Origin of the sequence: Streptomyces sp. NPDC005438 (genome assembly GCF_040606315.1) — a bacterium.
Taxonomy (GTDB): Bacteria; Actinomycetota; Actinomycetes; order Streptomycetales; family Streptomycetaceae; genus Streptomyces.
This window is the reverse complement of sequence record NZ_JBEXEP010000001.1, coordinates 196,085-220,323: the sequence shown is the minus strand read 5'-3', so window position 1 is coordinate 220,323 and position 24,239 is coordinate 196,085. Positions and strand designations below refer to the sequence as shown.

The window sequence follows — 24,239 nt, the reverse complement described above, 5'->3', positions numbered from 1 at the left end:
CCGGGGCCGGGCCGCGTGGGCTCACCGGGCTTCGGCCATCCGTGCCAGCTCCGCGCGGTCGAACTTGCCGACGGCGGTGAGCGGCAGCCGGTCCATCAGCCGCAACCGCTCGGGGAGTCCGTAGGGGGCCAGCCCCCGTGCGCGGAGGTAGTCGCGCAGTTCGTGCAGCGAGAGGTCTTGGTGGTCCCTCGGTACGGCGAACAGGCACACGGTCTCGCCGAGGAACTCGTGCGGGGCGGCCACCGCCACGCACTGGGCGACGCCGGGGTGGCCGGCGAGCAGGGCCTCGATGTCGGCCGCCGCGATCTTCTCGCCCGCCCGGTTGATGAACTCGGTGCGCCGGCCGACCACGACGAGGTTCCCCGAGGGGTCGAGTCGCACCACGTCTCCGGTGCGGTAGTGGCCGTCCTCGGTGAAGGAGGCCGCGTTGACCTCGGGCGGTGCCAGGTAGCCCCGGATGGTGTACGGGCCGCGTACCTGTAGCTCGCCGCTCTCGCCGGGCGGGACCTCCCGGCCCCGTTGGTCGACGATCCGCCACTCGTCGCCCTCGGACGCGGGGCGTCCCTGGGTGCGGGCCACCACGTCGTCCGGGTCGTCGAGCCGGGTGAAGTTGAGGAGTCCCTCGGCCATGCCGAACACCTGCTGGATCCGGCCGGGGAGGTTCTCCTGCAGCTTCCGCGCGTCCGCCTCGTACAGCTTGGCGCCGCCGACCTGGAGGACGTCGAGGCTGGAGAGGTCTTCGGTGGCGTCGGCCAGCGAGCCGGCGAGGCCGGGTACCAGCGCGGTGACGGTGATCCGTTCGGCACTGACGCTCCGGGCGAGGGCCCGAGGGGTGGCCTCGCCCAGCACGACGGTGCCGCCGACGGCCAGGGTGCCGAGGACGCCGGGGCAGCCCAGGGCGAAGTTGTGGGTGACCGGCAGTGCCGCGAGATAGCGGGAGTCGGGCCCCAGGGCCGCGAGTGCACAGCTGATCTCGATGTTGTGGACGTAGTCCCGGTGGGTTCGCGGGATGGCCTTGGGCATCCCGGTGGAGCCGCCGGACAGCAGGTAGAGGGCGACGTCCGCGCTGTCTTGGGCGCTGTCATGGGCGCCGTCATGGGCGCCGTCACCTGTGCCGCCCGGTACCTCCGGGTGCTCCCCGTCGAGCAGGGCGGCCAGGTCGTACGTGCCCTCGGGCGCCCGCCGTCCCCGGCGCGGGACGAGGAAGACACCGAGGAGGTCCGGGCGTTCGGCGCGGACCCGCTCGAACACCGCCCGGCTCCGGCCGGTGAGCTGGTCGGCCAGGACGGCTCCGCGCGCCTCGGTGCTGGCCAGGACGTGCCGTAGCTCGCGCTCGCCGAGCGCGGGCGGGGTGAGGACGGGGCGTACCCCGTGACGGACGAGGCCGAGCACGGTGGTGAGGAACTCGGCCACGTTGGGCAGTTGGACCACGACGCGGTCGCCGGGTTCCAGGCCCACGGACGCGAGGGCGGCGGCGGCCCGGTCCACGCCCTCGGCCAGTTGCCGGTAGGTCAGCCGGCGTTCGCCGTCGACCACGGCGACCCGGTCGGGGTCGGTGGCGGAGTGCCGCAGCACGAACTCGTCCAGGAGGACGTCCCGCCAGTAGCCCCGCTCCAGGTACAGCCGCTCGAACTCGGCGGGGACCCGTGGTTCTTCCAGCACCTCAGACCTCCGTGCGTGGTGAGGCGGCGGTCAGGAAGTCGCGCAGGCGCTCCCACACCTGCCGTGGACGCTCGACCAGGACGTAGTGGTCGGCCTCCGGCAGCACCTCGGCCCGCCCCTGTGGCAGCTGTTCCGCCAGGGCACGGCTGCGGCGTGGGGAGACCACCCGGTCGTCGGCGGCGATCAGGACCAGTGCCGGCACGTCGGGGTGGGTCGGGTGTGCGTCGACGTTCTGGCGTACGCCCCACACGTCGGCGTCCGCCGAGGGCAGCCGCAGCGCGCGGAAGCCGTCCACCAGCAGCCGTACGGTGTCGTGGTCCTCGGGCTGGCGCAGTCCGGCGGCGAGGAAGTCCTCGTCGATCTCGCCGGCCAGCACCTGGTCCACCAGCAAGGGGTGCAGCCGGACGCGGGTGGCGGAGCCGACCACGGCCACCCGCCGGATCCGCTCGGGGGTGGTGGCGGCGAGGTCGAGGGCGACCAGCCCGCCCAGTGAGTGGCCGACCACGGTGACCTCGGGTGGGCAGCCCAGCTGCCGGAGCGCGTCCAGGAGGAAGGCCCGTACCCGGTCGCGTCCGCAGTCGACGGCCAGGGAGTTGGTGCCGTGACCGGGCAGGTCCAGCGCCACCGCCCGGGCGTCCGGGTCCCGGACGGCCATGGACCGCAGTACCGGCCCCCAGTGGGCGGCGCTCCCGCCGAAGCCGTGCAGGAACAGCGTCACCGGGCCGGGGGCGGCGGCCTCTCCGAGGACCAGCGCGGTGGCCCCGGAACCGCTGAGGGTGCGGGTGCGCACCGTCCCGGGCGGCTCCTCGACGCGGCGCAGTACGGCGCAGGAGTGGATGCCGCCGAAGCCGCTGGCGCTGACCAGCGCGGTACGGGTGTCGTGGGCCCGGGCCTGGTTGGGCACGTAGTCCAGGTCGCAGTCGGGGTCGGGGACGGCGTAGTTCATCGTGGGCGGTACGACGCCGCCGCGCAGCGCGCCCATCGCGGCGACCGCGCCGACCATGCTCGCCGAGGACAGCGAGTGCCCGATCATCGACTTGGTGGAGCTGACCGGGGTGCGGTGGGCGTGCTCCGTACCCAGGACCCGCTTGAGGGCCTGCGTTTCGAACAGGTCGTTCTGCGGCGTGGAGCTGCCGTGGGCGTTGACGTAGTCGATCTCGGTGCCGTCGATGCCGGCGTCGCGCAGCACGTCCTCGATGACGACGGACATCGACAGTCCGTCCTGGGCGAGGTCGCTCATGTGGAAGGCGTTGTTGGAGCTGGCGAAGCCGAGGACCTCGGCGTGGACGTCCGCGCCTCGGGCCAGCGCGTGCTCGTACTCCTCCAGGACCAGCGCCGCCGCGCCCTCGCCGAGGACGAAGCCGCCGCGTGTGGCGTCGAAGGGGCGGGAGGCGGTCTCCGGGGGGCCGTCCACGACGGCGAGCGAGCCGATGACGTCGAGGGTGGAGTAGGCCAGGCCGGACAACGGGGCCTCGCCCGCGCCCGCCACGGCCAGGTCGAGTTCGCCCTGTCGGATCTGCTCGAAGGCCAGGCCCAGGGCGTCCAGTCCGGCGGTGCATCCGGTGGTGAGGGTGCCGCTGGGGCCGCGCAGGCCGAACCTGCGGGCCAGCCAGCTGGGGGTGTAGTTGAGGAACACCGAGTCGTAGAAGGGGTGGTCCTCGGGGAAGGGGCGGAGCGGGGAACGGCCGTGGTCGGTCTGTTCCTCGTAGGCGGTCTGGAACTCCGGGGTGCCGCCGATGGCGGAGGACAGCACCGTACCGGCGCGGCCGGGGTCGAAGCCCCCACGGTCCAGCCGGGCGTCACGGCAGGCCAACAGGCCGGCGGTGACGGAGAGTTGGACGAAGCGGCTGTACTTCTCCAGTTCGGCCGCGTCCCGCGCGCTGTGGTGGTCGGCCAGGTCGAAGCCCTCGATGGAGGCGACGGTGCTCGACTTCATGCCGATCTCCCGCATGAGGGGTTCGTAGCGCAGGTGGGTGCGGCCCTCGGCGTTGCTGCGCCAGAACTCCTCCGGGGTGGCTCCGCTGGGGGCCAGGATCCCGATTCCGGTGACGACCACGCGCTTGCTCATGCGGCACCCGCCTCGGCGTACACGTCCGCACGGGCACCGGACCGGCCACCGGGGGCGGCCGGGACGAGGTAGCGGGAGACGGACTCCAGCTTCTCGCGGGTCTCCTCGTACTCGCGCTCGGGATCGGACTGTTCGACGATCCCGGCTCCGGCGCGCAGCCAGGTGCGGTCGCCGGACTGGTAGACGGTACGGAGCACCAGCGCGGCGTCCATGGCGCCGTCGCTGTCCACGGTGAGTACGGCTCCGGCGTACAGGCCCCGGGGTTCGGTCTCCAGGCGGCGCAGGCACTCGTAGGCGGCGGCCTTGGGGATGCCGGAGGCGGTGACGGCGGGGAAGGTCGCGGCGAACGCGTCCCAGACGTCGCTGCCGGGCGCCAGGTCGCCGCTGACCCGGGAGGCGAGGTGCTGGACGCTGCCACGCTCGCGGATGCCCATGAAGTCGGCGACCCGTACCGAGCCGGGCCGGCAGACCGTGCCGAGTTCCTCCACGGAGGTCTTCACGGACACCGCGTGCTCCAGGATCTCCTTGTCGCTGGCGTACAGCTCGGCGCGCAGACGCCGGGTCTCGGCCGGGTCGGCGGAACGGCGCCGGGTGCCGGCCAGCGGCTGGGTGGTGACGTGGCCGCCCTCCGTCTCCAGGACGGTCTCGGGGCTGAACCCGGCGGCGGTGGTGCCGTCGAGGTCCAGCAGGAAGGAGCGGGCCGGGGTGTTGTTCTCCCGGCCGTGCACATAGGTGGCGACCAGGTCGACGTCGAAATCCACCGGTACCGTCCGGGAGAGGATCACCTTCTGGAGCCGGCCGGCGCGGATGTCCTCGACGGCCAGACGGACGGCGGCCTGGTAGGTCTGCGCCCCCGACTGGTCCGTGTCCACCCGGCGCGGGGTCGCGGCGGGGGCCGGCGTCTCGGAGGCGGTCAGCAGTCCGGTGACGGTGTCCAGCGCCTGGGCGGTGAGCGCGCGCACCCGGGCGTGGCCCTCCGTCAGCTCGACCTCCACCCGTGGCACCACCAGGTGGGCCAACCGCTGTTCGCCGACCGGGACTCCGGCGAGGGCGCAGCCGAGTTCGAACGCGGTCCAGCCGTACGCCCGCCAGGACTCCACGGGGAGCGCGTCCAGGCACCGGCCGATACGGCGCAGGGGGTCGGCGGTGCGCTCGTCGGTGACGGACTCACCGTCGTACCAGGCCCGCAACCGGTCGCCGTCTAGGCGGATCTCGGCGAGCGGGTCCGCGCAGACCTGGTACCGGCCGTGCTTCTCGAAGACCACGTAACCACCGAGCACTCCTGACGAGGCCAGCCTGGCGACGTTCCGCAGTGGCCCACAGGAAACGGCCAGCTCACGCTCCAGGTATCTGCGCCGATGCGACATTCCCGCTTCTCCTTGGCGTACGACTGCTCCCGACGTGTGGGTCCACGGTCGTCCGGGCGGGGTGGGGCCCGGTACCAGCGAAGTCCGCACGAACTGCCGGAGGGGCCGCAGGAGTTGTGCGGGACTTCCGCAATCCGGGGGCGCGCGGTGCGCCCGGCCCCGGCGGGCCGACACGACTCCTGGGCGTCCGCGCCGGTCGGCCCACGCGCGCCCAGGCCGGGTTCCCGAAGCCCGGCTCCGGCGCCTGGTGGGGGTGTCCCCCGGACGTTGCCGGGGTCCGTGGCCACGGCCGGGCCCCGCTGGTGGCCCTGCCCAGCCGGCGTACCGGGGTTCCCCCTCGCCTCGGCCACCCGCCGAGGAGGGCCGCGTGGTCGCGGAGTACGGGACAACGCCGGCGTCGGTTGCGGAGCGTTGCCCCGACAGTTACAGTACCGAACGTTTCGAAACGGCTGGTGCCGTAACTCCGAACCCACAGGCGAGGACCCGATGTCCAAGGGAGCAGGCGGTCGACCCCGTGACGCCGCCCGTGAGGAGGCGCTGCTCAGCGCCGTGATCGAGCTTCTGGACGAGGTCGGCTACGAGGGGCTCACGATCGACGCCGTCGCCCGTCGGGCACAGGCCAGCAAGGCCACCGTCTACCGCCGCTGGCCCTCCAAGGAGGCACTGATCTGCGCGGCGCTGCTCAACGTCACCAGCAGCGTGGTGCCCGTGCCGGACACCGGCGAACTGGTCGAGGACCTGCGGCTGATGCTGCGGCACAGCGCCCGCGCCCTGAAGCGCAACCGTTCCCGGATCGCCGCCATCGTCGCGGCGGTGGCCACCCGCCCCGAACTCACCGAGTCCTTCGACCGGTTGTTCCTGGCAGGCCGCCGGGCCGCCGCCCGAGGTGTCTACGAACGCGCCCTGGAACGTGGGGAACTGGCCCCCGGCCCGGACATCGACCTGCTGATCGACGCCGCGCCCGCCCTGCTGCTCCAACGCGTCCTGTACCAGCCGGACGAACCCCTCGACGACGCCTTCGTCGACCGGGTCGTCAACGGCCTGATCCTCCCCGCGCTCGGCGAACCGCGCGGCGCGGGGCAACAGCGAAGGAAGACCCCATGACCACGTTCGCCGAACAGCGCGACGCGGCGACCCCGCCCGGGGGAAGCCTCGGAGACCGCCACCCGTTCCTGGTGGTCTCCGTCGTCCTGGTCGCCGCCTTCGTGCAGATGGTCGACGTCAGCATCATCAACGTCGCCGTCCCCGCCATCCGGGACGAACTGCACGCCACCTCCGCCCACACCCAGCTGATCGTGGCCGGGTACCAACTCGCCTTCGCCTGCGTGCTGCTGGTCTCCGGCCGCCTGGGCGACCTCATCGGCAGCCGACGCGTCTTCCTGCTCGGCATGTCCCTGTTCGGCGCCTCCAGCGCGTTGTGCGGAGCCGCCGGCTCCCCCGCCGCGCTGGTGGCCTTCCGCATCCTCCAGGGGCTCGGCAGCGGGCTGATGTACCCGCAGGCCTACTCCGTCGTCCAGCTGCGGGTCCCGGCCGAGAAACGGCAGCAGGCCTTCGGCATGGTGGCCGCCTGCCTCGGCCTCGCGACCATCCTCGGCCCGCTCCTCGGAGGCCTCCTCATCGACTGGGACCTGGCGGGCCTGGGCTGGCGGACCATCTTCTACGTGAACGTCCCGATCGCGGTCGCCGCCGTCGTCGGCGCCGTGGTGCTCCTGGACAACCGCCGGCCACGGGTCACCGAGCGCGTCGACCTGCTGTCCGTTCCGCTGGTCGTGCTCGGCATGTTCCTGCTGCTCTTTCCCCTGGTGCAGGGCCGCGAAATGGGCTGGCCCGCCTGGATGTTCGCCATGCTGGCCGCCGCCTGCGCCCTGCTCGTGGCGTTCGCCCTGCGGCAGCGGTCGGTCGAGCGCCGGGGGATCATGCCGCTGCTCCAGATCGGCCTCTTCCGGCACCGCGCGTTCACCGTGGGCCTGCTCGTGATCACCGTCTTCTTCACCGGACTGCCCGTCTACGCCCTGGTGTTCACCCTCTACCTCCAGGTCGGCTTCGGGATGAGCGCGCTGGCGGCGGGCGTCGCCACCCTGCCGTTCGCCCTGGGCACCGTGGTGGCCTCGGCGGTCTCCGACAAGGTCTCGGCACGGTTGGACCGCTGGTCGCTGTGCGTGCCGAACCTCGTGATGGCGCTGGGCATGTCGGCCCTGGCCTGGCAGGTCCATCGCACCGGGCACGAGGTGAACGCCTGGAGCTTCGTTCCGATGCTTTTCGTGATCGGTGTGGGCCTCGGACTGTTCGCACCGGTGGCCGTGGACCGGGTCCTGGAGGGCATCACCGGACACCAGATCGGTTCGGCCTCCGGCGCCCTGGCCACCACCCAGCAGCTCGGCGGCGCCTTCGGTGTCGCGCTCATCGGCATGGCGTTCTTCGGTTTCGTGGGTGACCTCCAGGGCGCGAACCCCGCCTCGTTCCCCGACACCTTCGGCGATGCGCTGTTCGGCACCCTGCTCATCGAGGTGGGCGTGTACCTCCTGGCGGCCCTGCTGGCCGTGTTCCTGCCGAAGCGCGGGAGGCCGGGCACCGAGCGGGCGTGAACACCGCCCGGGCGGTGTTCATTTCACCGTCGTGGCTGGTTGAACATTCAGTTTCCACCGCCCGGGCAGCGGAAGAACCCATACCTTTGCCCGCTAAACCCGATGCCCGTGGCACACTTGCCAGGGCCGGCGTAGCATTCACCGGCAGTGAGTCGTTCGCCTAGGGTATGGGGGTGCCTTGTCCGCGATGGTTCAGCCCACAAACACAGTGACCCGTCAGGGAATATGCCGAGTCGTCATCGCCGATGACCACACGCTGTTCCGCCACGGAATACGTCTACTTCTCGACGACCCGTTCTTCGACGTCGTGGCGGAAACCGGGAGTTACGCGGACGCGGTCCACCAGATTCGCCGCCACCGCCCGGACCTGCTCATTCTGGATCTCAACCTCGGGAACCGGAACGTCCTTTCCGATATTCCGCACCTGGCAGCCGAGTCACCCGGCACCGGAATCCTGGTGCTGACCATGCACGACGATCCGTCGTACGCCCAGGAGGCCCTGCGCTCCGGCGCCCGGGGTTACCTCTGCAAAGAGGCCACCGCCGACGAACTGGAGTCCGCCGCCCGGGCCCTGCACTCCGGCGGCACCTACCTGGACACCTCCCTCGGCGCCCGGCTCGCCACCCTGCCGGACAACGCGCCGCCGGACGGTATGACCGAGCGTGAACAGGAGGTTCTCTCCAAGATCGCGGCCGGCCTGACCAACCAGGAAATCGCCCGCTCGCTCTTCGTCAGTCTGCGGACGGTGGAATCGCTACGCGCTTCCCTCCGCATGAAACTGGACCTGCGCACACGCGCCGAACTCAGTGAATACGCGCGCACAAAGGGCCTGCTGGTCGGCTGAACCGCGACCGTAACCGCCACAATCGTACATTCGGGCCGAACGGGCCCACGGGGGAACTATGCGGAGAGCAGGACGTGCCGCACGTATCGTGATGGGCCTTCTGGTCGTCGTCTGCGGAATGGACCTCATAGCGCGGGACCTACTGAAGCCATGGCTGACCTCATGGCTTCTCCTGTGCGCTTTCGTCGCTGCCGCCAGCGTATTCGGGCCACTTCGCCAGGGAATGGCGAAACGTCTCGCCGACGGAATGCTGGCCGGGGGTGCGGTGACCGTCATCGTGCTCGCCAACCCGGAGTCACTCTATTCGGCGTACGGCCACCTCGCGGTGGTCTGCTGTATAGGTATCTCCTTTGTCGCCGGCGCCCGTTACCGACATGGAATCGTTCAACAGGTGTGGAGTTCGGCGTATATCCAGGGCGAGGAGAACGCCCGCTCCCGGATCGCCCGGGACCTGCACGACGACACCCTCCAGAACCTGGCCACGGCGCGGATGAGCCTGCGGATGGCGCTCCGCGACGAGCGGCCCGAGACCCTGGCCGAGTCCGCGGCCGTCGCCTCCCGGCTGCTGGACGAGCAGATCAGGGCCATCCGCAGCCTGAGCCACGACCTCATGCCCAGCCACCTCGCGGAGAAGGGGCTCGCCGCGGCCGTGGAACACCTGGCCCAACAGGTGGGCAGCACCTGGCAGATCGCCGTACCGGTGACCGTCCAGGCCGGCGCCAGAGGCCGGCGCGCCAGCCCGGCCGCCGAACTCACCGCCTACCGGGTCCTCCAGGAGGCGCTGAACAACGCGGTGCGCCACAGCGGGGCGACCGAGGTCCGCATCCGCGTACGGCTCCACCGCTACTGCGTGCTGGGCGAAGTGACCGACGACGGGCGGGGGTTCGACCCCTCCACGGCCACCTCGGGCATCGGGATCTCGGGTATGCGCGAGCGCGTCGGCCAGTGCGAGGGCAGTCTGACCATCCGTTCACGGACCGCCTCGGACCGGGAGCGGGACCGGGACACCCCGCACGGCACCACCGTCCGCTTCCTGCTTCCCGCGCGGCCCGGGGGGCAGCTCGCGGCGCGCAGCCCCCGGGAGGCGGCCCCGGTGGAGGGCCCGGACGGGGGTCGGAGGGGCCACCCCGAGGGGCGCCCGGAGGACGAGCACACGGCGTCGTTCAGCGTGTGAGGGCCTACCCGGGGTGACCACGACCCGCCCGGTCGCGGTCACCCCGGAGTCTCTCCCGACCGCTACCAGCACACCGCCAACTCCCGCACCCCGCGCACGATCATCCCGGTCTTCCACATCCCCTCGTGGACCTCCTGGGCCAGCCGCAGCCCCGGGAACCGGGTGAGGATGCCGGTCAGCGCCTCCTGGAGTTCCACCCGCGCCAGCTGTGCCCCCACACACCGGTGGGGGCCGTGGCCGAAGGCGATGTGGGGGTTGTGGTCCCGGTCCAGGCGTACGCGCTCCGGCTCCTCGAAGACCTCCTCGTCGTGGTTGGCCGAGCCCAGCAGCGGCACCACGGTCTCCCCCGCGCGGATCAGGGTCCCGCTCAGTTCCACGTCCTCGGTGGCCACCCGGGTGAAGCCACCGGTGACCAGTGAGGGCACGTACCGCAGCATCTCCTCCACCGCGTCCGGCACCCGCTCCGGGTGGGCGAGCAACTCCCGCCACAGTTCGGGCTGTTGGGTCAGCAGGAAGGTGAAGTTCGCCAACTGGCTGGCCGTGGTCTCGTAGCCGGCCACCAGCAGGCCACCGGCGAACACCACCAGCTCCTGTTCGCCCAGCCGCTCACCGTCGTCACGAGCCTGCACCAGCCCGCCCAGCAGGTCGTCCGTCGGCTCGCGGCGACGGGCCGCGACCTGGTCGGCCAGGTACTCCGACAGCGCCCGGCGCGACGCCCCGATCTCCTCCCGTGTCAGCGCGGTGGTGGACAGCAGGGCGTCGCACCAGGTGCGGAACCGTTCCCGGTCCCCCTCCGGGATGCCGAGGAGTTCGCAGATGACCGTGACCGGGAGGGGCAGGGCGAAGTGCTCCACGAAGTCGACCGGGCCGTTCTCCCCCTCGGTACGCATCCGTTCCAGGAGCTGGTCCACGCGCTCGCGCACCCGTGGTCGCAGCGCCTCGACGCGGCGGGCGGTGAACGCCTGGGCGACCAGCTTCCGCAGCCGGTTGTGCTCCGGCGGGTCGGAGACGAAGATCCCCACCGGGGGTGGGGGCACCGGCTCGAAACGGGCCCGGTCGGGCTCGGTGGTGGCGGCACGGCTGAACCGTGGGTCGGCCATGACCGTCCGTACGTCGCGGTACCGGGCGACCAACCAGGCCTCGCCCCCGTAGGGCAGGGTGGCCCGGTAGACGGGGCGGTCCCGCCGCATCGCGCGGAACTCCGGGTCGGGCGCGAGGCCGACAGCGGTGCGGAAGGGGTACGCCGGGGCCTCGCCCGGCCGCGTGTCGGGAGCCAGGGACATGCGGTGCTCCAGTCTGGCCGGGACGGCTCTGGCCGTACCGGCCCGTCGGGAAGGAGGGGAGGAGTCGTACGGGCCCGGCCCGCCCCGGCCGGATCGCGAGGGAGGTGGGCCGGGGGTACGGAACCGGATCAGGCGTCCACCGTGGCCTCGAAGAGGGCGAAGCAGCCCCGGGTCCACACGGTGTGGTCCGTGAAGTGATCGGCCATGACCTCGTGGAGGTCCTCCAGGCGGTCGCCGGCGTTGTTGAGGATGCCGCGCTCGTTGTGGTTGCGCAGCATGGCCCGGGCGGCCGGGTTCACCTCGACCCCGTGCGCGAGGATCGTGCTGCCGAAGACCCTCCCCCCGGGGCGCACGGTGGCGGCGACGTGGGCGAGGGCCTTCGCCTTGCCCCGCAGGTCGCCCCCGGGGAGGCAGTGCAGGACCATGTTCACGCCGGCCGAGTCGTAGCGGCGTTCGCTGACCGGCAGCGGTTCCAGGATGTTCGCCTGCCGGGTGGTCGGCTGGTACCGGGCCAGCCGCCGCGAGGCGTACCGCAGGGTGGCGACGTTGAGGTCGACCAGGTGGATGTCCGGGTCGGGGACCGGGAAGCGGCAGCGGTGCAGGAAGTACCCGGTGCCGACGCCGACCTCCAGGTGCCGGGCGCCGACGTTGCGCTGGTACATCCCCCGCATCACCCGACGCGGACAGCGCCACACCGCGCTGTTGGTGAGCCAGAGCACCAGTGGGTCGTAGATCCTCAACACCCGGTCCGAGTAGACCTCCTGGCCCGCGTCGACCCCCGGGTCACGTTCCTGTGCGGCCATCGTGGTCAGGCCGGCTTGCGGGCCACGACGAGCGTGTCGGTGGCTCCCAGCGGCTCGACCGACACCGTCTCGAACCCGGCCGCGTCCAGCCACGACCGGCACGTTCCCGGCGTGTACTCGCTGCCGATCTTCGAGACCAGCGCCATCCCGAGGCTGCCGAGCAGGCTCAGGTGCCTCTCGTTGCGCGCGTCGTCGATCATGCGGTCGAAGACGAACAGGCAGCCGCCCGGCCGCAGTCCGGCGTAGGCCCGGTTGACCAGGCCCTGCCGCTGGTCGAGGTCCCGGCCGTGGAGGATGTGGCCGAAGACGTAGACGTCGGCCGGCGGCAGTTCGTCGGTGACGAAGTCACCGCCGTGGAGGGTCACCCGGTCCTCGACCCCGCTGTCCGCCACCCGCTCCTTGAACAGCGGCTCGATCTGCGGCAGGTCGAAGCAGACCGCCGACAGACCCGGGTGCCGCTCCACCAGCCGTACCGACAGGTCACCGCGGGCGCCGCCGACGTCGACCAGGCGCTCGAACCCGCTCCAGTCGGCCGCCGCGCTGAGCTTGGCCGCGATCTCGTCGTTGAAGGTGTCCATGGCGTCCATGAACTTCCGGGCGGCCTCGGGGCGTTGGTAGAGGCCCTGGAAGAAGTTGCCGCCCGGCGGGATCTGCGGTTCGCCGGTACGCAGCAGGTCGGTGAGCTTCATCCACAGCGGGTACAGCGAGGCGCCGCCCATCTCGGCGAAGCCCCCGACGTACGTGTCACGGCCCTTCACCAGGAAACGGTCGGCCAGCTCGCTGTTGGCGTACCCGGACTCGCCACGGGCCAGCAGCCCCAGGGCCACCAGCGCGTCCAGGAAGTCCTCCGAGACCCGGCTGTGTAGTCCGACCCGCTCCTCCAACGCCGGCCGCGCCAGCGGACCGTCGGCGAGCGCGCCGAACACGTCGAGTTCCAGGGCGCTCATCAGAACCCGGGACTGGTAGAAGGACATGGCCATTTCGATGACCGGAAGCGCGGCAATGCTGTCGTGGTCCGTACTGGGATTGCTCATGAATTTCCTCATTCCTCCGTTGCCCACGAGAAAGGCGTGGCAGAGCGCCGCCATGACCCTCCGGCCAGCGACGACGCACCGTCAAGTCCCGTACCGGGAAATGCGGTTCACAGGTCTTCGTCGTACGGAAGTGCCACGCACCGGTTGCGGAAGAACCGCAGCCGCGTGCGGGCAATCCCGATTCCGCCACGAGTGGCCACCGAGTCCAATCGGGAACAAGGGAAATCACCTACGAGGAGGGGAATACGGATGGCGAGCGCCAGGGAATTGTGGAACGCGGTCTGGAACGCGGTGGAGTCCGAGGACCTGGCGGCACTCGACCGCCTCTTCGCCGAGGACGTCGTCTTCCGCACCTCCAGCGCCCAGGGCACCGGCCGCGAGTACGCCACAGGCGTGCTCGGTCGGCATCTCAAGTCCTACCCGGACCTGCGTCGTGAGGTGGTGGACGCCGTCGAGTCGGCGGACGGCTCCAAGATCTGCGTGGAGGTGCTTTTCACCGGCACCCACTCCGGCGCCCTGGTCCACCCGCAGGGCGGGCGCATCGAGCCGACCGGCCGGACCCTGCGCTGGACGGCCGTCGACAAGGTCACCGTGACGGACGGGAGGATCACGTCCTGGAGCGCGGTCTTCGACCGGCTCTCCATGCTGGAGCAGGTCACCTGAGGTCCCCCGCGCCGTGCCGTCGCCGGAGCGTCCGGATTCCCCCTGGGAGCCCGAGTGCCCGGCCGATACCCTGGGCGGTGGAGCGGGAGCGTACGAAAACACGGTCCGGTAGGTAGTCCGGGCGCCGCGCTGTCAGCGGTCAGTAACCTCCCTCCCAGGGTGTCCGGTCCGCTTCCCGCTCCCCGTGCCAGGTGGCACGTCGAGGCGGAACAACTATGGGAGGCCCCTATGGCGAGCACGTTCACCGTGTTCTTCGAGGATCCGTTCTGGGTCGGTGTCCTGGAGATCGACGACCCGGACGGGGTGCGTGCCGCGCGGCACGTCTTCGGTGCCGAGCCCACCGGGCCGGAACTGCTGGACTTCGCCTGCCGCGACTACGGCCGCCTGCTGGAGCAGGCGCTCGCGTCCCCGCCCGTGGAGTCGCACCGGGTCAGCCGCCCGCGTCCGGTGAACCCCAAGCGCCTCGCCCGGGCCGCCGCGCGCCAGCAGGGCGCCCGCCCGGTGAGTACGGCGGCGCAGGAGGCGTTGGCCCGCAGCTTCGAGGAGTCCAAGGTCGAGAGCAAGGCCGCAGCCAAGCGCCGTCGGATGGCCGAGGACGAACACCGCCGTGCCCTGGCCCGGGAGAAGGCCAAGGCGCGCCACCGGGGGCGCTGACCCCCGCCGGGCCCGGAGGGGTACGCCCGCCCCGCCCGGCCCCCAGTCACCGGGCGACGCCTCACCCCCCGGGAGACGGCGCCCGGCCCACCAGGGGCGGGAGTGGACGGGTACGGCGCCCAACCGGCTGACCACCGGGGGGAGATGACGCCCGCCCGGCCCACTCCCGCCCCGTCGGGGCACCCCCACGCCCGACCGCCCGGCGGCCTCCCCACCATGTCTCCCCCGTATGACGGACACGGCCGCCGCGTTCGTCCGGCCGCGACCTTTCGGCGGGTGCCCCCGCGCCCCGCTGTGGCTGGTGTCGTCACGAACCCCTGGCGTCCGTCTTGGTCACGAGACAGCGAGCGGGCCTGCCGTCGTGCACGGGCTCGTCGCCCAGCTCGCTCGCGCGCGCTGCAACCTGGAGAGGGACCTGGCCCACCCGCCATCCACACGGCGTCAGCTGACGCCCCGACAGCGTCGAAGTCGCACCGGCTCCCCACACCGGCGAGCCCCGACCCGCCCGCGATGCCGAGCCCACCGGTCGGCGCACACCGGTCGGCCCACCTCCCCAGCCACCCGCCCGAAGCGGACCACGAGACCGCAAGGCCGGTCCCCCAAGTCCCCACATGGTGGCCGACCTCGCCGGACCAGCCTCCGGGGCGTACCCCGAGCCCGCCCCCGTACCCGAAGGGTGGCCCCACCCGTACGGCCCTCCGCCCCTGTCAGAGGAGAGCCCCGCCGGGCTGGGCGCGTACCCCGGTACCCCGCGCACCCCCACCCCCACCCCGGCCGGCGCCCCATGTCCGAGGGCCCGGGGTTGGGCACCCTCCGCCCCTGGTGACCGACCGTTCGCGGACGCCCTGCCACTGCGCCCCGCCCCCGTACCGCCAACTGCCGCCCGACCCACGCCAGTTGGTCGTGCCCCGACTCGGGCGGGGTCGCCGGTGAGACGGGAGGGACGGGGTCGACGGGAGCGCTCCGACTACAGTAGTCTGAAAAAGAACTAGTCAACTTGCACGACTAGAAAGCAGAGAGGTCTACGGAACATGCCCCCCGTCGAACCGTCGTCGAGTTGGTTGCGCGGCGTACTGCCACTGGCGCTGGCCGCCGTCCTGGACCAGGGCGACCAACACGGTTACGCCCTGGTCCAGGAGTTGAAGGCGCACGGGTTCGGCGCCATCCGGGGCGGCGCCCTCTACCCGGTGCTCGGCCGGATGGAGAACGACGGACTGGTCGAGGCCCACTGGGAACCGGGCGAGGGCGGGCCGGGCCGCAAGGTCTACCGGCTCACCGACCTGGGACGTTCCCAACTGCGGGCGCAGACGACGAGTTGGCGGCAGTTCGCCGAGGCCATGAACCAGTTGCTCGACGGAGTCAAGAAGGAGTCGTCATGACGGACACGTTCACCAGGTGGGACGCTCGGCTCCGACTGGAGCTGGCGGCACGTTCCGTGGACCGGGCCACCGCCGACACCGTGCTGGAGGAGGTCACCCAGCACTGCGCGGAGAGCGGCGAGACCCCCGAGGAGGCGTTCGGTACCCCGGAGGAGTACGCCGACCTCGTGGCCACGGAGCGCATACCCACCGAGGTACGCGCCGGCCGCGACCGGGACGGCTCCACCCGCGCGGACGACGTGTTCGCCGCGTTCACCGTCACCGGAGTGATGGCCGTTCTGGCGGGCGGCTACCTCTGGCTGGACGGCGGACTGACGCGCACCGTGACCACCGCCGGGCTGGTGGGCACCCTCTGCCTCGCCGTCGCCCTGGTGACCGGCTCCCTGGCGTACACCGTCTCCCGCCACCGCGACCGGGCGGCCCTCTGGTGGGGGCTGGGCGCCCTCGTGGCCACGGTGCTCGCCGCCACCGCCTTCACCACCCTTCCCACCGGCGGGTGGGGCCGGTTCCCGGCCCCCGTCCTCTGCCTGGTCGGCGTCCTGACGATCTGGTTGACGGCACGCTACGAGCCGGGGTCCCGCCCCGGGGGCGAGCCCGCCACCGAGGAACCGGCCACCGACGAGGCCTGGTTGGAGCGGCTCTCCACCCTGCTCCGGCGGCGGCACGCCCTGCCGTCCTCCCGCGCCGCCGCACTCGTCCAGGACGCCGCCCGACACCTGGAGGCCAGCGGTACCCCGGCGCGGGAGGAGTTCGGCCCGGTCGAGTCGTACGCCCTGCGGCTGGCCGACCAGGAACGCGCTCCCCGTACCCCCTGGTGGCTGCGCAGCGCGGTGCAGGAGACCGTCATCGCCGTGATCCTCGCCGGCTACCTGGCGCACAACATCGTCTCCGACGGTCCGCTGTGGCTGATCCTGCTCACCGGTGGGGCGCTCGCCCTGGACGTGGTGCCCCTCGTGCTGGGCCTGCTGGGCCGGCGCTCCGCCCACCGCGCGGGCTGACCCTTCCGCACGCACCTGGCACCAGCCGGGCCAACCAGGTGGCCGGAGCCCAACTCGCCCACCAGCGTGGGGAGATGACCCACCCCCGGGACGAACCCACGACGCGGTGGTCGACGGCCCATACCACGACCGTCACCGCCCCGGGGTGAGCGTCTCCGTCGCCGCCGCGACGGCCAACAGGTCGGCCTCCCGGTGCCGTCGGGCGACCAGGTGCAGTCCGACCGGCTCCCCGGCCGGGGTGGTCCCGGCGGGAAGGCTGACCGCCGGGTGGCCGCTGATGTTGAAGGCCCAGGTCAGGGCGACGCTCAGGGTGGTGCCGGGCCCCTGGTGACCGTGCGGCGGGTTGGGCGTGGTCGGGGTGGCGATCAGGTCGACCCGGGCGAAGGTCCGTGCCAGTCGCGCCCGTAGTTCCGCGACCCCGCGTTCCACGCCGTCCGGGGGCATGGCGCCCGCCCCGCGCAGCGCGGACCAGTACGGGGCGGGGTCGGGCAGCCGTACCGGGACCTCGCGTACGGCGACAGCCCCGGCGCCGGCCAGGTCGTCCAGGAGGGACCGGGCGACGTGGGCGATCCGGTCCTGGGTGTCGGCGAAGTCCAGGGTGGCCGACCAGGCGACCCGTGGTGGCCGCTCGGGGAAGGCCGGGCGGGGCGACACGGGGGTGCCGGTGAGCGCCTGGAGGTAGGTGGCGGCGTCGGCCGCCGTACGGGCGAGGGGGCCGGCGATGTTCAGTCCCGCCCGATCGCGGGCGGGCACCAGGCCGTTGGTGGGCTTCAGGCCGATCACCGAGCACCAGGCGGCCGGGACGCGCACCGACCCGGCGCCGTCGCTGCCGGTGGCCAGCGGCACGAGCCGGGTCGCCACGGCGGCGGCCGAGCCCGCCGAGGAACCGCCCGGACTCCAGCGGGGGTCGTACGGGTTGAGCGTGGGGCCCCGCGCGGTGGAGCCCCAGGTGCGCCAACCGGTACCCGGACCGGGGGTGGAGGTCGCCCCCACCGGAACGCAACCGGCCTCCAGCAGCCGACGGGTCTGAGGGGAGCCCAGGCCCTCGGTGGCCTTGACCGCGAGGGGCACCCCGGCCAGCGGCAGCCACGCGCCCGCCCGCAGACGGCGGTCGACCCGGGCGGCGTAGTCGGCGGCCCGCCCCGGCCAGGCTTCGGTGAAGGCCCTCGCGGTGTCGTGGTCGATGACCCGGTGCAGGGCCGCCGCCGTGGTCTCGTACGCCGACAGGGCACGGGACCGCACCGAGGTCGCGATCTGGTGGGCGGTCAACTCGGGGTACTCGGGGAGAGTTTCCCGTGGCGGGCGGGAGGCCATGCGCGGTACTCCTCTGCGAGGGGCTGGCCGGCCGTACGGTCCGGCTGGTGTGGCCGTACGACCCACGGGGGCGTGACTCCAGGGCGGCGTCCCCCCGGTGGGCTGACCGTCTCCCCCGGTCGCCGGACGCCTGGGTTATCTTGCCGGCCATGGAGTACTGGTACATGGTGGCCGCGAATGACGAGGGCGCCGCGAAGACGGTCGACTGGCGGTACGGGCCCTTCGGCGAACTGGACCCCGAACGGGCCGCGATCGTGCTCGCCCAACCGGTGCGTGGCCCCCAGTTCTCCCAGGACCTCGCCCAGTTGGGCAAGATGCTGCTGGGCTGGCGGCGCGACCTTGAGAGCCGGGGCCATCGGGTGGCCGCGAGACGTTCCGGCCAGCTCGCGGTCGTCAACCGGGTCCCCTCCGACCTGGTGGCCGCACTCGCCACCCTCCCGGAGACGGTCCCGGACCTCGACGAGCTGGCCGGCCGCTGGTCCGCCGCGTCCCACGGGGTCGAGACCCCCGCCTACGCGCGGAGGTACCTCGACGGGCTGCACTCCCTGGCCTCGACCGCCACCGAAGCGGGGGCCGGCCTGTACAGCTACGCCCACACCTGAGGCCTAGGCGGACCGAAGCCCCGGACCACACCCCCAGGGCGGGCTGACCCTGCCGCACGCACCTGGCACCGACCGGGCCGACCAAGTGGCCGGAGCCCAACTCGCCCACCAGCGCGGGGAGATGACCCGCCCCCGGGACGAACCCACGACGCGGTGGTCGACGGCCCGTACCACGACCGTCACCGCCCCGGGGTGAGGCCCCGGGGCGAGCGTCTTCGTCGCCGCCGCGACGACACGTACACCGTCCGCGCGCCCACTTCGAGGAGCACGACCCGTTGCCGAATCCGGGCCGTTGGCTCACCGGCATGGACCGTGATCATCCTCCTCACCAGAGATTCCACGTCGGAACTCGCCGTCTCCGTCGGGCCGGGTACGCCTCAGCCCTTCCTGGCCCCGTCGACAGGCAGACGCACCAGGAAGACACCGGAGTCAACCTCCAGGGAGGAAGCACGTATCCGGTCAGCGACACCGAAAGGCCAGATGGTGTCGGGTGACCAGATGACCTGAACCCCGGACAGCCATTCAAGTCGGATACCCGTGAGATCGGCGGCAGTCAGATCGAACGCCATTCTCTCGAACGCACCTTGAAACACCTGACAGATTCTCTCCATGCGAGACGCGGTGCCCTGTCCCGAGTGATCGCGTACCACCATGGACACTCCCGAACCGGGCCCGTTCTTCCCCAACACCCGTGCGATGCGAGTGAGATCCCGGGACATGCCCCTCAGACCGCCATCGTCGAGAGCATGACGACCACGGGTGCTGACGTATCCCCTGAGTTGTTTGTGCCTTCGGGCACGCCTGCATGACCCGGTATAGAAACGGCGGCTGATGCGCCTCAGTTCACGTGCGAGCATCCTTGTTTGGCTGCGGGTTTCGTCGGCCCTCCTGCCGTTGATGTAGGTCCGGGAGTCACCCAGCGCTCGGAAGAGGTCGTGGACGGCTGCCTGGACCCGTGCGAGATCGCATACGAGGGAGGCGGGATCGCGACGCGCCAGGACGATCGTCACGGGTGCGGGATAGTGCCCGACGCCTGTCGTGAAGCCCGGAGGAGGGCTCGTCAGCTCGGGAGACCAGCCCAAAAGGCCTGAAGAGTCCCATGGTTCGGGGCAGGTGAGCGGGCTCAGCGCCGGCGACCCCAGAGCCGTCCTCTGCTGAACAAGACCAGGCGGTACGTGCCGCGTCCGCGAGGAGCGCGCTTCCCCGACGAGGCGTTCGGATCTCCACGCCTCCTGCCGCGGTCGAACTCCGTCGACTCTCGCCTTCACCTTCGCCCTGACCTTCGCTTTGGCCCGTGCTTTCGCTTTCGTTTTCGCGATGGCCTTCGCTTTCCCCTTGGATTTCGCCATCACCTTCCCCCTTGTAATTCCTTTGCCTTGGCGTATGCGCCGAACGCGTAGGCGGCCACCAGTTCTCCTACGGCTACCGTCGGAATGGCGTCTCCTCCATCACCACAGGAACGCCGTTCGCTCCTTCTCCCGTAAGAACGCGCGGCCAGCTCCTCGCCCCATCGCTGTCGACGCTTTCGCGAGACGGCGAAGCCACCGCGCAAGTCCGGGGGGCGATTCGGTTCTCCCCTCCGGCCCCTGCCCGCCGCTCAGCAGCGACCGGGTCCACCACCGGTCCGCAGCCAAGCGCCAGCACGGATCCACATCCACCTGGACGGCTTCTCGTGAGACATCTCGGCCGGTGCTTCCGGCCACGGCCCAGCCCGGCGCCAACTCACGCCGGTGACGTCATGATCTGGATGAAGGCCACCAGCAGTACGGCGACCAGGCCAACGGTCTTGACGCCCTTCGCCCAGGGCGGAACCTCCCTACCTGGCTTCGGCCGTGACGCCACAAAACCGACCGTCAGAGCGATCAGAGCGACAGGAGCCAATACCAGGGTGAGCCAAGCCCCCTGTACCGGAGTCATGGGACTCCACATCCTTTCTCGTTACGGAACAACAGGTCGGGCGACGAGGAGCGGTCGTCAGGCGAGCCGTGCGGCTACCCGTACGAGCCACCAGCGCTCCCGCCCGCCCAAGCGGTCGGACTCTCCGCCACGGCCGAATCAAGCTCCCCTCCACGGAAGGGATCACGAGTGAAGGGGATCCACGACTTCCACGGATCTCCGCATACGGATCTCCGCGTGTGGCGGGTTGGTAGGCCCAGTTGACTATGTGGCTCGCCTGTTCAACAGGTCATCGCTGGGGCCTGAACACGGAGCGCCTCCCACGGGGGCGGGCCTCCGCTCATGCGCGGAGGTACCTCGACAGTCCGCGCCCCCTCGCCTCGGCCGCCACCGAAGCGGGGCCGGCCTGTACGGCTTCGCCCACACCTGAGGCCCGGGCAGGCCGACGCCCCCCGCACAAGGCACCCCCGTCAACAGCCCCCGGGCCACGGGTGGTTGACGTACAGACCCGGGCAACGGACTCGAGAGGCGACCCAGGCAACGAACCCCGGACGAACCCGGAAAACCCCCGGGCCACGGGCAGCCGGCGGGAAGGCACCGGGGCCACTGCGCAGACGCCCACCAGCCCACCACTCACAGGTCGTCGAGCCGCACCAGCCCGTCCTGGATGGCGCGGGCCAGGAGGGCGGCCTTGGTGGGCGCCTCCCTTCCGCTCATGGCGTACTTGACGCGGATGTGTTCCAGGTGGGTGTTGACCGTACGGGGCGAGATGCCCAGGCGTTGGCCCACGAAGTCCTTGGACTCGGACTGGAACCACTCGACCAGTACCTCGGTCTCCCGCGCCGACAGGGTCGGGCGGTTCGCGGAACGGTCACCGGCCAGCGCGCCCGCCAGGGACGGCGGGGTGTAGGCGCGGCCCTCGGCCGCCGTGACGGTGGCCTCCAGGATGTGTTCGGCCCCCTCGGCCTTGGTCAGGTAGCTCAGCGCCCCCAACTCCAGGCACTGGAGGGCGATGTCGTCGTCGGCGCGCATCGAGTAGACGACCACCCGCCGGCCGGCCTCCGTCAGCTTGCGCAGCTCTCCCATGACCGGGGCCGGCCCGCCCAGGTGCAGGTCGAGGATCACCACGTCGGCGGTGGCCCCCTCGCCGGTCCACGCGATCCGTACGTCGTCGCCGGAGGCGGCGACCCGGATCGGGGGGTCGCCGGCGGACAGCCACTGGGCCACCCCGGCGCGTACCGCCGGGTGGTCGTCGACGATGACCGTGCTCAGCTGTGTGGCGTGCGCCATCTGGCCTCCGTCCGCTGGTACTCACCGTAGACACCGCACTCGACCTCGACCCGCCCCGTGGACGCGGTGGACGGCTCGACTCCGGCGTCGGTCAACACCGCGATGCGCACCTCCTCGTCGGTGCGCAGCACGCTCACCCTGGCACGACTCCGTGCCGCCGACAATGCCGTGATCACCGGTCCGGTCAGCTCCCGGCGTACGGCCGGGGGTACCGGCACGGCCGTACCGCTGACCGCGAACGACACCTCCACTCCCCGGCGTTCGGCCACGTCGACGCAGGCGGCCACCTCGTGCGCCAACGGGTCGGGCACCTCGTCGTTCTCCGCGAACAGTCGCCGCAGTTGGGTCGCGGCCAGCGCGCAGCGCCGCCGGGTGTCCCGGTCCCGTGGGTCCAGTTCCCCGTCGGCCAGGCCCGCCAGCAGGGGCAGCACCACGCCCAACTGGCCGGCGAAGGCGCTCCGTTGCCCCTTCTCCCACTGCTCCGCCGTGAGCACCCTGGTGACCAGCCGGTCCCGTTCCTCGGCCACCGCGACCGCCTCCCGGGTCTGCCGGCGCAGCACCCCCGTGATCACCAGGACCGCGAGCTGCACGGTGAGGGCGCCGAACGCGGTGGCTCCGGCCGCGCCGAAGGCGGTACGTTCCGGCACCGCCGCCAGGAACAGCCCCAGGCTGGTCACCAGGTGCGCGGCCAGTACCGTCACCAGCACCCTGACCCGGTCCAGCAGCAGCAACAGCAGGAACCACCCCACCAGGCCGAACGACCAGTCCGGTTCCTGGAAGCGCCGCTGCGGGTCGACCGCGACCGTGGCGCAGAACGAGGCGGCCAGTACGACGACGGTGCCCGCCACCACCAGGGCGCCCGGCAGTGGTCTGCGCCGTAGCACCCATCCCCCGCAGACGACGGTGACGCAGGTCAGGGCGACGAAGGCGGCGAGGGCCAGGTCCCGGTGGCGGTAGTCCTGTTCCAACACGGGGCGCAGGCTCAGCCCGTACTGGAGCAGGCCCGTGGCCCACAGCAGGATGATCCGCATGGTGGCGTGCACGTGGTCGACGGCCACGCGGTCCTCACTCACCGGACCCACCGGATCCACCGAGCCCCCCGGACTCGCCGGGCCACACCAGCCGTACGACGGTCCCCGCGCCGGGACGTGAGGTGACCGTGGCGTCCCCGCCGACGGCGGCCATACGTTCCACCACCGAGCCCCGGATGCCGCGCCGGGAGCGGGGCACCGCCTCCGGGTCGAAGCCCACCCCGCTGTCGGTCACCACCACGACGACCCGGCCGTCCTCGTCGTGGACGTCGAGGGTGGCGGTGTCGGTGGCGGCGTGCCGTTCGACGTTCACCAGGGCCTCCCCCACCGCCCGGACGAAGGCGAGCGCCACCGAGGCGGGCACCGGGGAGTCGGTGTCCGAGCGGACGTCCACGGCCAGTTGGCCCCGGCCGACGACCGCGCGCAGCGAGGTCGTCAGGTCCACCGGGCTGTCCTGTGCGGTCGCCCCTCCGGCGGCGCCGGTGAGTACCGACAGGTCACGCCGGGCGTACTCGGCGACCCGCTCCGGGTCGTTGTCCTTCCCCTGTACCGCCACCAGCAGGAAGGTGGAGGCCGCCGTGTCGTGGAGCAGGGCGAGGTACTCCCGTTCCTGGCGGTGCCGGGCCAGCGACATCGCCTCCGCACGCGCCAACGCCGAGCGGCGCTCGCGCAGTTGGTCCACGCTCCGGGCCGACCTCCGCAGCAGGACGAACCCCAGCCGGGCCAGCAGGCACTCGAACACCAGGCGCGGGGCCACGGTGCCGGCGGCGTCGAGCCCGACCACGGCCAGGTGGGCGGCGAGCAGTCCGGCGGTGACGGGTACGGCGACGCGGGGCGGCCTCTCCCACTGGAGGGTGATCGCGGTCGTGGTCATGACGTTCAGCGCCCACAGGTTGGGGGTCTCGCCGGTCCACTGCTGGGTGGCGCAGATCGCCACGACCCGCAGTACGGCGCAGGCCAGCGCCGTGGTCGTACCCCGGCCGGTGAGGCCCGACCAGCAGTCGACGGCTGTTCCCGCCAGCACGAGTCCGAACAGCGCGAAGCCCAGGGGCAGCGCCTCGTCCGGTACCGCGAGCAGGCCGAAGACGCTGATGACGGCCACCGTGATCCCGCGTACCGGGCCGGCCAACCGGTGGGCGGAGGACAGGAACCGCCCCTCGACCCCGTCCCCCGGCACACCCGACGCCACGCCGGTCGCAGAGTCGGTCACGGGACCGGTCGCAGAGTCGGTCGCAGCACCGGAGGGGGCGGACGCAGGCCCGGTACGCCGCTGTTGACGGTGACCGCACGGATCGGCCCGGGGCGGGGGTACGCCGGTCGGGCCGGCGTGACGTCACGGGCTACCGGCAGGGGCATCGGACCACCGTCCTCGAAACGTCTCGGGTGGATGCGGGGAACGCGGGGAACGCAGAGCGTGGGCGACTCGGGGGAACGCGCGGTGGGTGGACGACGCGACGTACGTCTTCCGGTGCCGTGGAGCGGTGGCGAAGGGGTCCGGTACGGGGAGTTGGTGGCGGTGACCCCGGCGGCGACGGCGGAGCCGACGGCCCCGGTGGAGGTGACCGTCGCGGTGCCCGCGACGACGGCGAGGT

20 protein-coding genes are annotated in these 24,239 nt (G+C 72.0%); 9 read left to right on the top strand and 11 right to left on the bottom strand.

What is annotated here, in order from left to right; translation table 11 throughout:
• Nucleotides 1-21: 21 nt before the first annotated feature.
• The 3 genes from ABZT14_RS00920 to ABZT14_RS00910 are packed head-to-tail and all read right to left on the bottom strand — an operon-like array spanning nucleotide 22 to nucleotide 5,097.
• Nucleotides 22-1,662, bottom strand: coding sequence for an AMP-binding protein (locus ABZT14_RS00920; protein ID WP_356294936.1), 1,641 nt, complete (start codon nucleotides 1,660-1,662; stop codon nucleotides 22-24).
• Nucleotide 1,663: 1 nt separating this feature from the next.
• Nucleotides 1,664-3,730, bottom strand: coding sequence for an alpha/beta fold hydrolase (locus tag ABZT14_RS00915; protein WP_356294933.1), 2,067 nt, complete (start codon nucleotides 3,728-3,730; stop codon nucleotides 1,664-1,666).
• The gene (locus ABZT14_RS00910; RefSeq protein WP_356294930.1) at nucleotides 3,727-5,097 is read right to left on the bottom strand and encodes a salicylate synthase; all 1,371 of its coding nucleotides are present in this window, start codon (nucleotides 5,095-5,097) and stop codon (nucleotides 3,727-3,729) included. Before ABZT14_RS00910 ends, ABZT14_RS00915 begins: the two co-directional genes overlap by 4 nt.
• 486 nt (nucleotides 5,098-5,583) lie before the next feature.
• Between ABZT14_RS00910 and ABZT14_RS00905 the strand changes: the two genes are divergently transcribed.
• The 4 genes from ABZT14_RS00905 to ABZT14_RS00890 all read left to right on the top strand — a co-directional run bounded on the left by ABZT14_RS00905 (nucleotide 5,584) and on the right by ABZT14_RS00890 (nucleotide 9,700).
• Nucleotides 5,584-6,201 (top strand): TetR/AcrR family transcriptional regulator, encoded by a 618-nt coding sequence (locus ABZT14_RS00905; protein ID WP_356294927.1) that lies wholly within the window; start codon nucleotides 5,584-5,586, stop codon nucleotides 6,199-6,201.
• On the top strand, nucleotides 6,198-7,682 hold the full coding sequence (locus tag ABZT14_RS00900; protein WP_356294924.1) for an MFS transporter: 1,485 nt from the start codon (nucleotides 6,198-6,200) through the stop codon (nucleotides 7,680-7,682). The genes ABZT14_RS00905 and ABZT14_RS00900 overlap by 4 nt, the downstream gene beginning before the upstream one ends.
• Nucleotides 7,683-7,869: 187 nt before the next feature.
• Nucleotides 7,870-8,526 (top strand): response regulator transcription factor, encoded by a 657-nt coding sequence (locus ABZT14_RS00895; protein WP_356294921.1) that lies wholly within the window; start codon nucleotides 7,870-7,872, stop codon nucleotides 8,524-8,526.
• Between the two features lie 223 nt (nucleotides 8,527-8,749).
• Entirely contained in the window at nucleotides 8,750-9,700 is a 951-nt protein-coding gene (locus ABZT14_RS00890) for a sensor histidine kinase (protein ID WP_356294919.1), read from the top strand.
• Between the two features lie 62 nt (nucleotides 9,701-9,762).
• Here ABZT14_RS00890 and ABZT14_RS00885 read toward each other — a convergent pair whose 3' ends face one another.
• The 3 genes from ABZT14_RS00885 to ABZT14_RS00875 form a co-directional block, all read right to left on the bottom strand.
• Nucleotides 9,763-10,983: a cytochrome P450 gene (locus ABZT14_RS00885; protein WP_356294917.1), complete on the bottom strand. Its 1,221-nt coding sequence runs from the start codon at nucleotides 10,981-10,983 to the stop codon at nucleotides 9,763-9,765.
• 128 nt (nucleotides 10,984-11,111) lie between these two features.
• Nucleotides 11,112-11,786 (bottom strand): class I SAM-dependent methyltransferase, encoded by a 675-nt coding sequence (locus ABZT14_RS00880; RefSeq protein ID WP_356294914.1) that lies wholly within the window; start codon nucleotides 11,784-11,786, stop codon nucleotides 11,112-11,114.
• A gap of 5 nt (nucleotides 11,787-11,791) precedes the next feature.
• A complete protein-coding gene (locus ABZT14_RS00875) occupies nucleotides 11,792-12,820 on the bottom strand; it encodes a methyltransferase (protein ID WP_356294911.1) in 1,029 nt (342 codons plus the stop codon).
• A 249-nt stretch (nucleotides 12,821-13,069) separates the two neighbouring features.
• Here ABZT14_RS00875 and ABZT14_RS00870 point away from each other — a divergent pair, with 249 nt between their 5' ends.
• The 4 genes from ABZT14_RS00870 to ABZT14_RS00855 all read left to right on the top strand — a co-directional run bounded on the left by ABZT14_RS00870 (nucleotide 13,070) and on the right by ABZT14_RS00855 (nucleotide 16,514).
• Complete coding sequence (locus tag ABZT14_RS00870) at nucleotides 13,070-13,483, top strand: ester cyclase (protein WP_356294908.1); 414 nt, start codon at nucleotides 13,070-13,072, stop codon at nucleotides 13,481-13,483.
• 228 nt (nucleotides 13,484-13,711) lie between these two features.
• Nucleotides 13,712-14,137 (top strand): YjdF family protein, encoded by a 426-nt coding sequence (locus ABZT14_RS00865; protein WP_356294904.1) that lies wholly within the window; start codon nucleotides 13,712-13,714, stop codon nucleotides 14,135-14,137.
• 1,031 nt (nucleotides 14,138-15,168) lie between these two features.
• Nucleotides 15,169-15,516 (top strand): PadR family transcriptional regulator, encoded by a 348-nt coding sequence (locus ABZT14_RS00860; protein WP_356294901.1) that lies wholly within the window; start codon nucleotides 15,169-15,171, stop codon nucleotides 15,514-15,516.
• On the top strand, nucleotides 15,513-16,514 hold the full coding sequence (locus ABZT14_RS00855; RefSeq protein ID WP_356294898.1) for a hypothetical protein: 1,002 nt from the start codon (nucleotides 15,513-15,515) through the stop codon (nucleotides 16,512-16,514). Before ABZT14_RS00860 ends, ABZT14_RS00855 begins: the two co-directional genes overlap by 4 nt.
• Before the next feature lie 132 nt (nucleotides 16,515-16,646).
• Here ABZT14_RS00855 and ABZT14_RS00850 read toward each other — a convergent pair whose 3' ends face one another.
• On the bottom strand, nucleotides 16,647-17,828 hold the full coding sequence (locus ABZT14_RS00850; RefSeq protein WP_356294895.1) for an amidase: 1,182 nt from the start codon (nucleotides 17,826-17,828) through the stop codon (nucleotides 16,647-16,649).
• 149 nt (nucleotides 17,829-17,977) lie between these two features.
• On the opposite strand from ABZT14_RS00850, the gene ABZT14_RS00845 reads away from it, so the two are divergent.
• On the top strand, nucleotides 17,978-18,430 hold the full coding sequence (locus ABZT14_RS00845; RefSeq protein ID WP_356294892.1) for a hypothetical protein: 453 nt from the start codon (nucleotides 17,978-17,980) through the stop codon (nucleotides 18,428-18,430).
• A 377-nt stretch (nucleotides 18,431-18,807) separates the two neighbouring features.
• Here ABZT14_RS00845 and ABZT14_RS00840 read toward each other — a convergent pair whose 3' ends face one another.
• From ABZT14_RS00840 to ABZT14_RS00825, 4 genes are all read right to left on the bottom strand, one after another.
• Nucleotides 18,808-18,999, bottom strand: coding sequence for a hypothetical protein (locus ABZT14_RS00840; protein WP_356294889.1), 192 nt, complete (start codon nucleotides 18,997-18,999; stop codon nucleotides 18,808-18,810).
• A 1,960-nt stretch (nucleotides 19,000-20,959) separates the two neighbouring features.
• On the bottom strand, nucleotides 20,960-21,616 hold the full coding sequence (locus ABZT14_RS00835) for a response regulator transcription factor (RefSeq protein ID WP_356294886.1): 657 nt from the start codon (nucleotides 21,614-21,616) through the stop codon (nucleotides 20,960-20,962).
• Complete coding sequence (locus tag ABZT14_RS00830) at nucleotides 21,595-22,689, bottom strand: hypothetical protein (protein ID WP_356294883.1); 1,095 nt, start codon at nucleotides 22,687-22,689, stop codon at nucleotides 21,595-21,597. The genes ABZT14_RS00835 and ABZT14_RS00830 overlap by 22 nt, the downstream gene beginning before the upstream one ends.
• Nucleotides 22,682-23,857 (bottom strand): ATP-binding protein, encoded by a 1,176-nt coding sequence (locus ABZT14_RS00825; protein WP_356294880.1) that lies wholly within the window; start codon nucleotides 23,855-23,857, stop codon nucleotides 22,682-22,684. Before ABZT14_RS00825 ends, ABZT14_RS00830 begins: the two co-directional genes overlap by 8 nt.
• Nucleotides 23,858-24,239: the final 382 nt, after the last annotated feature.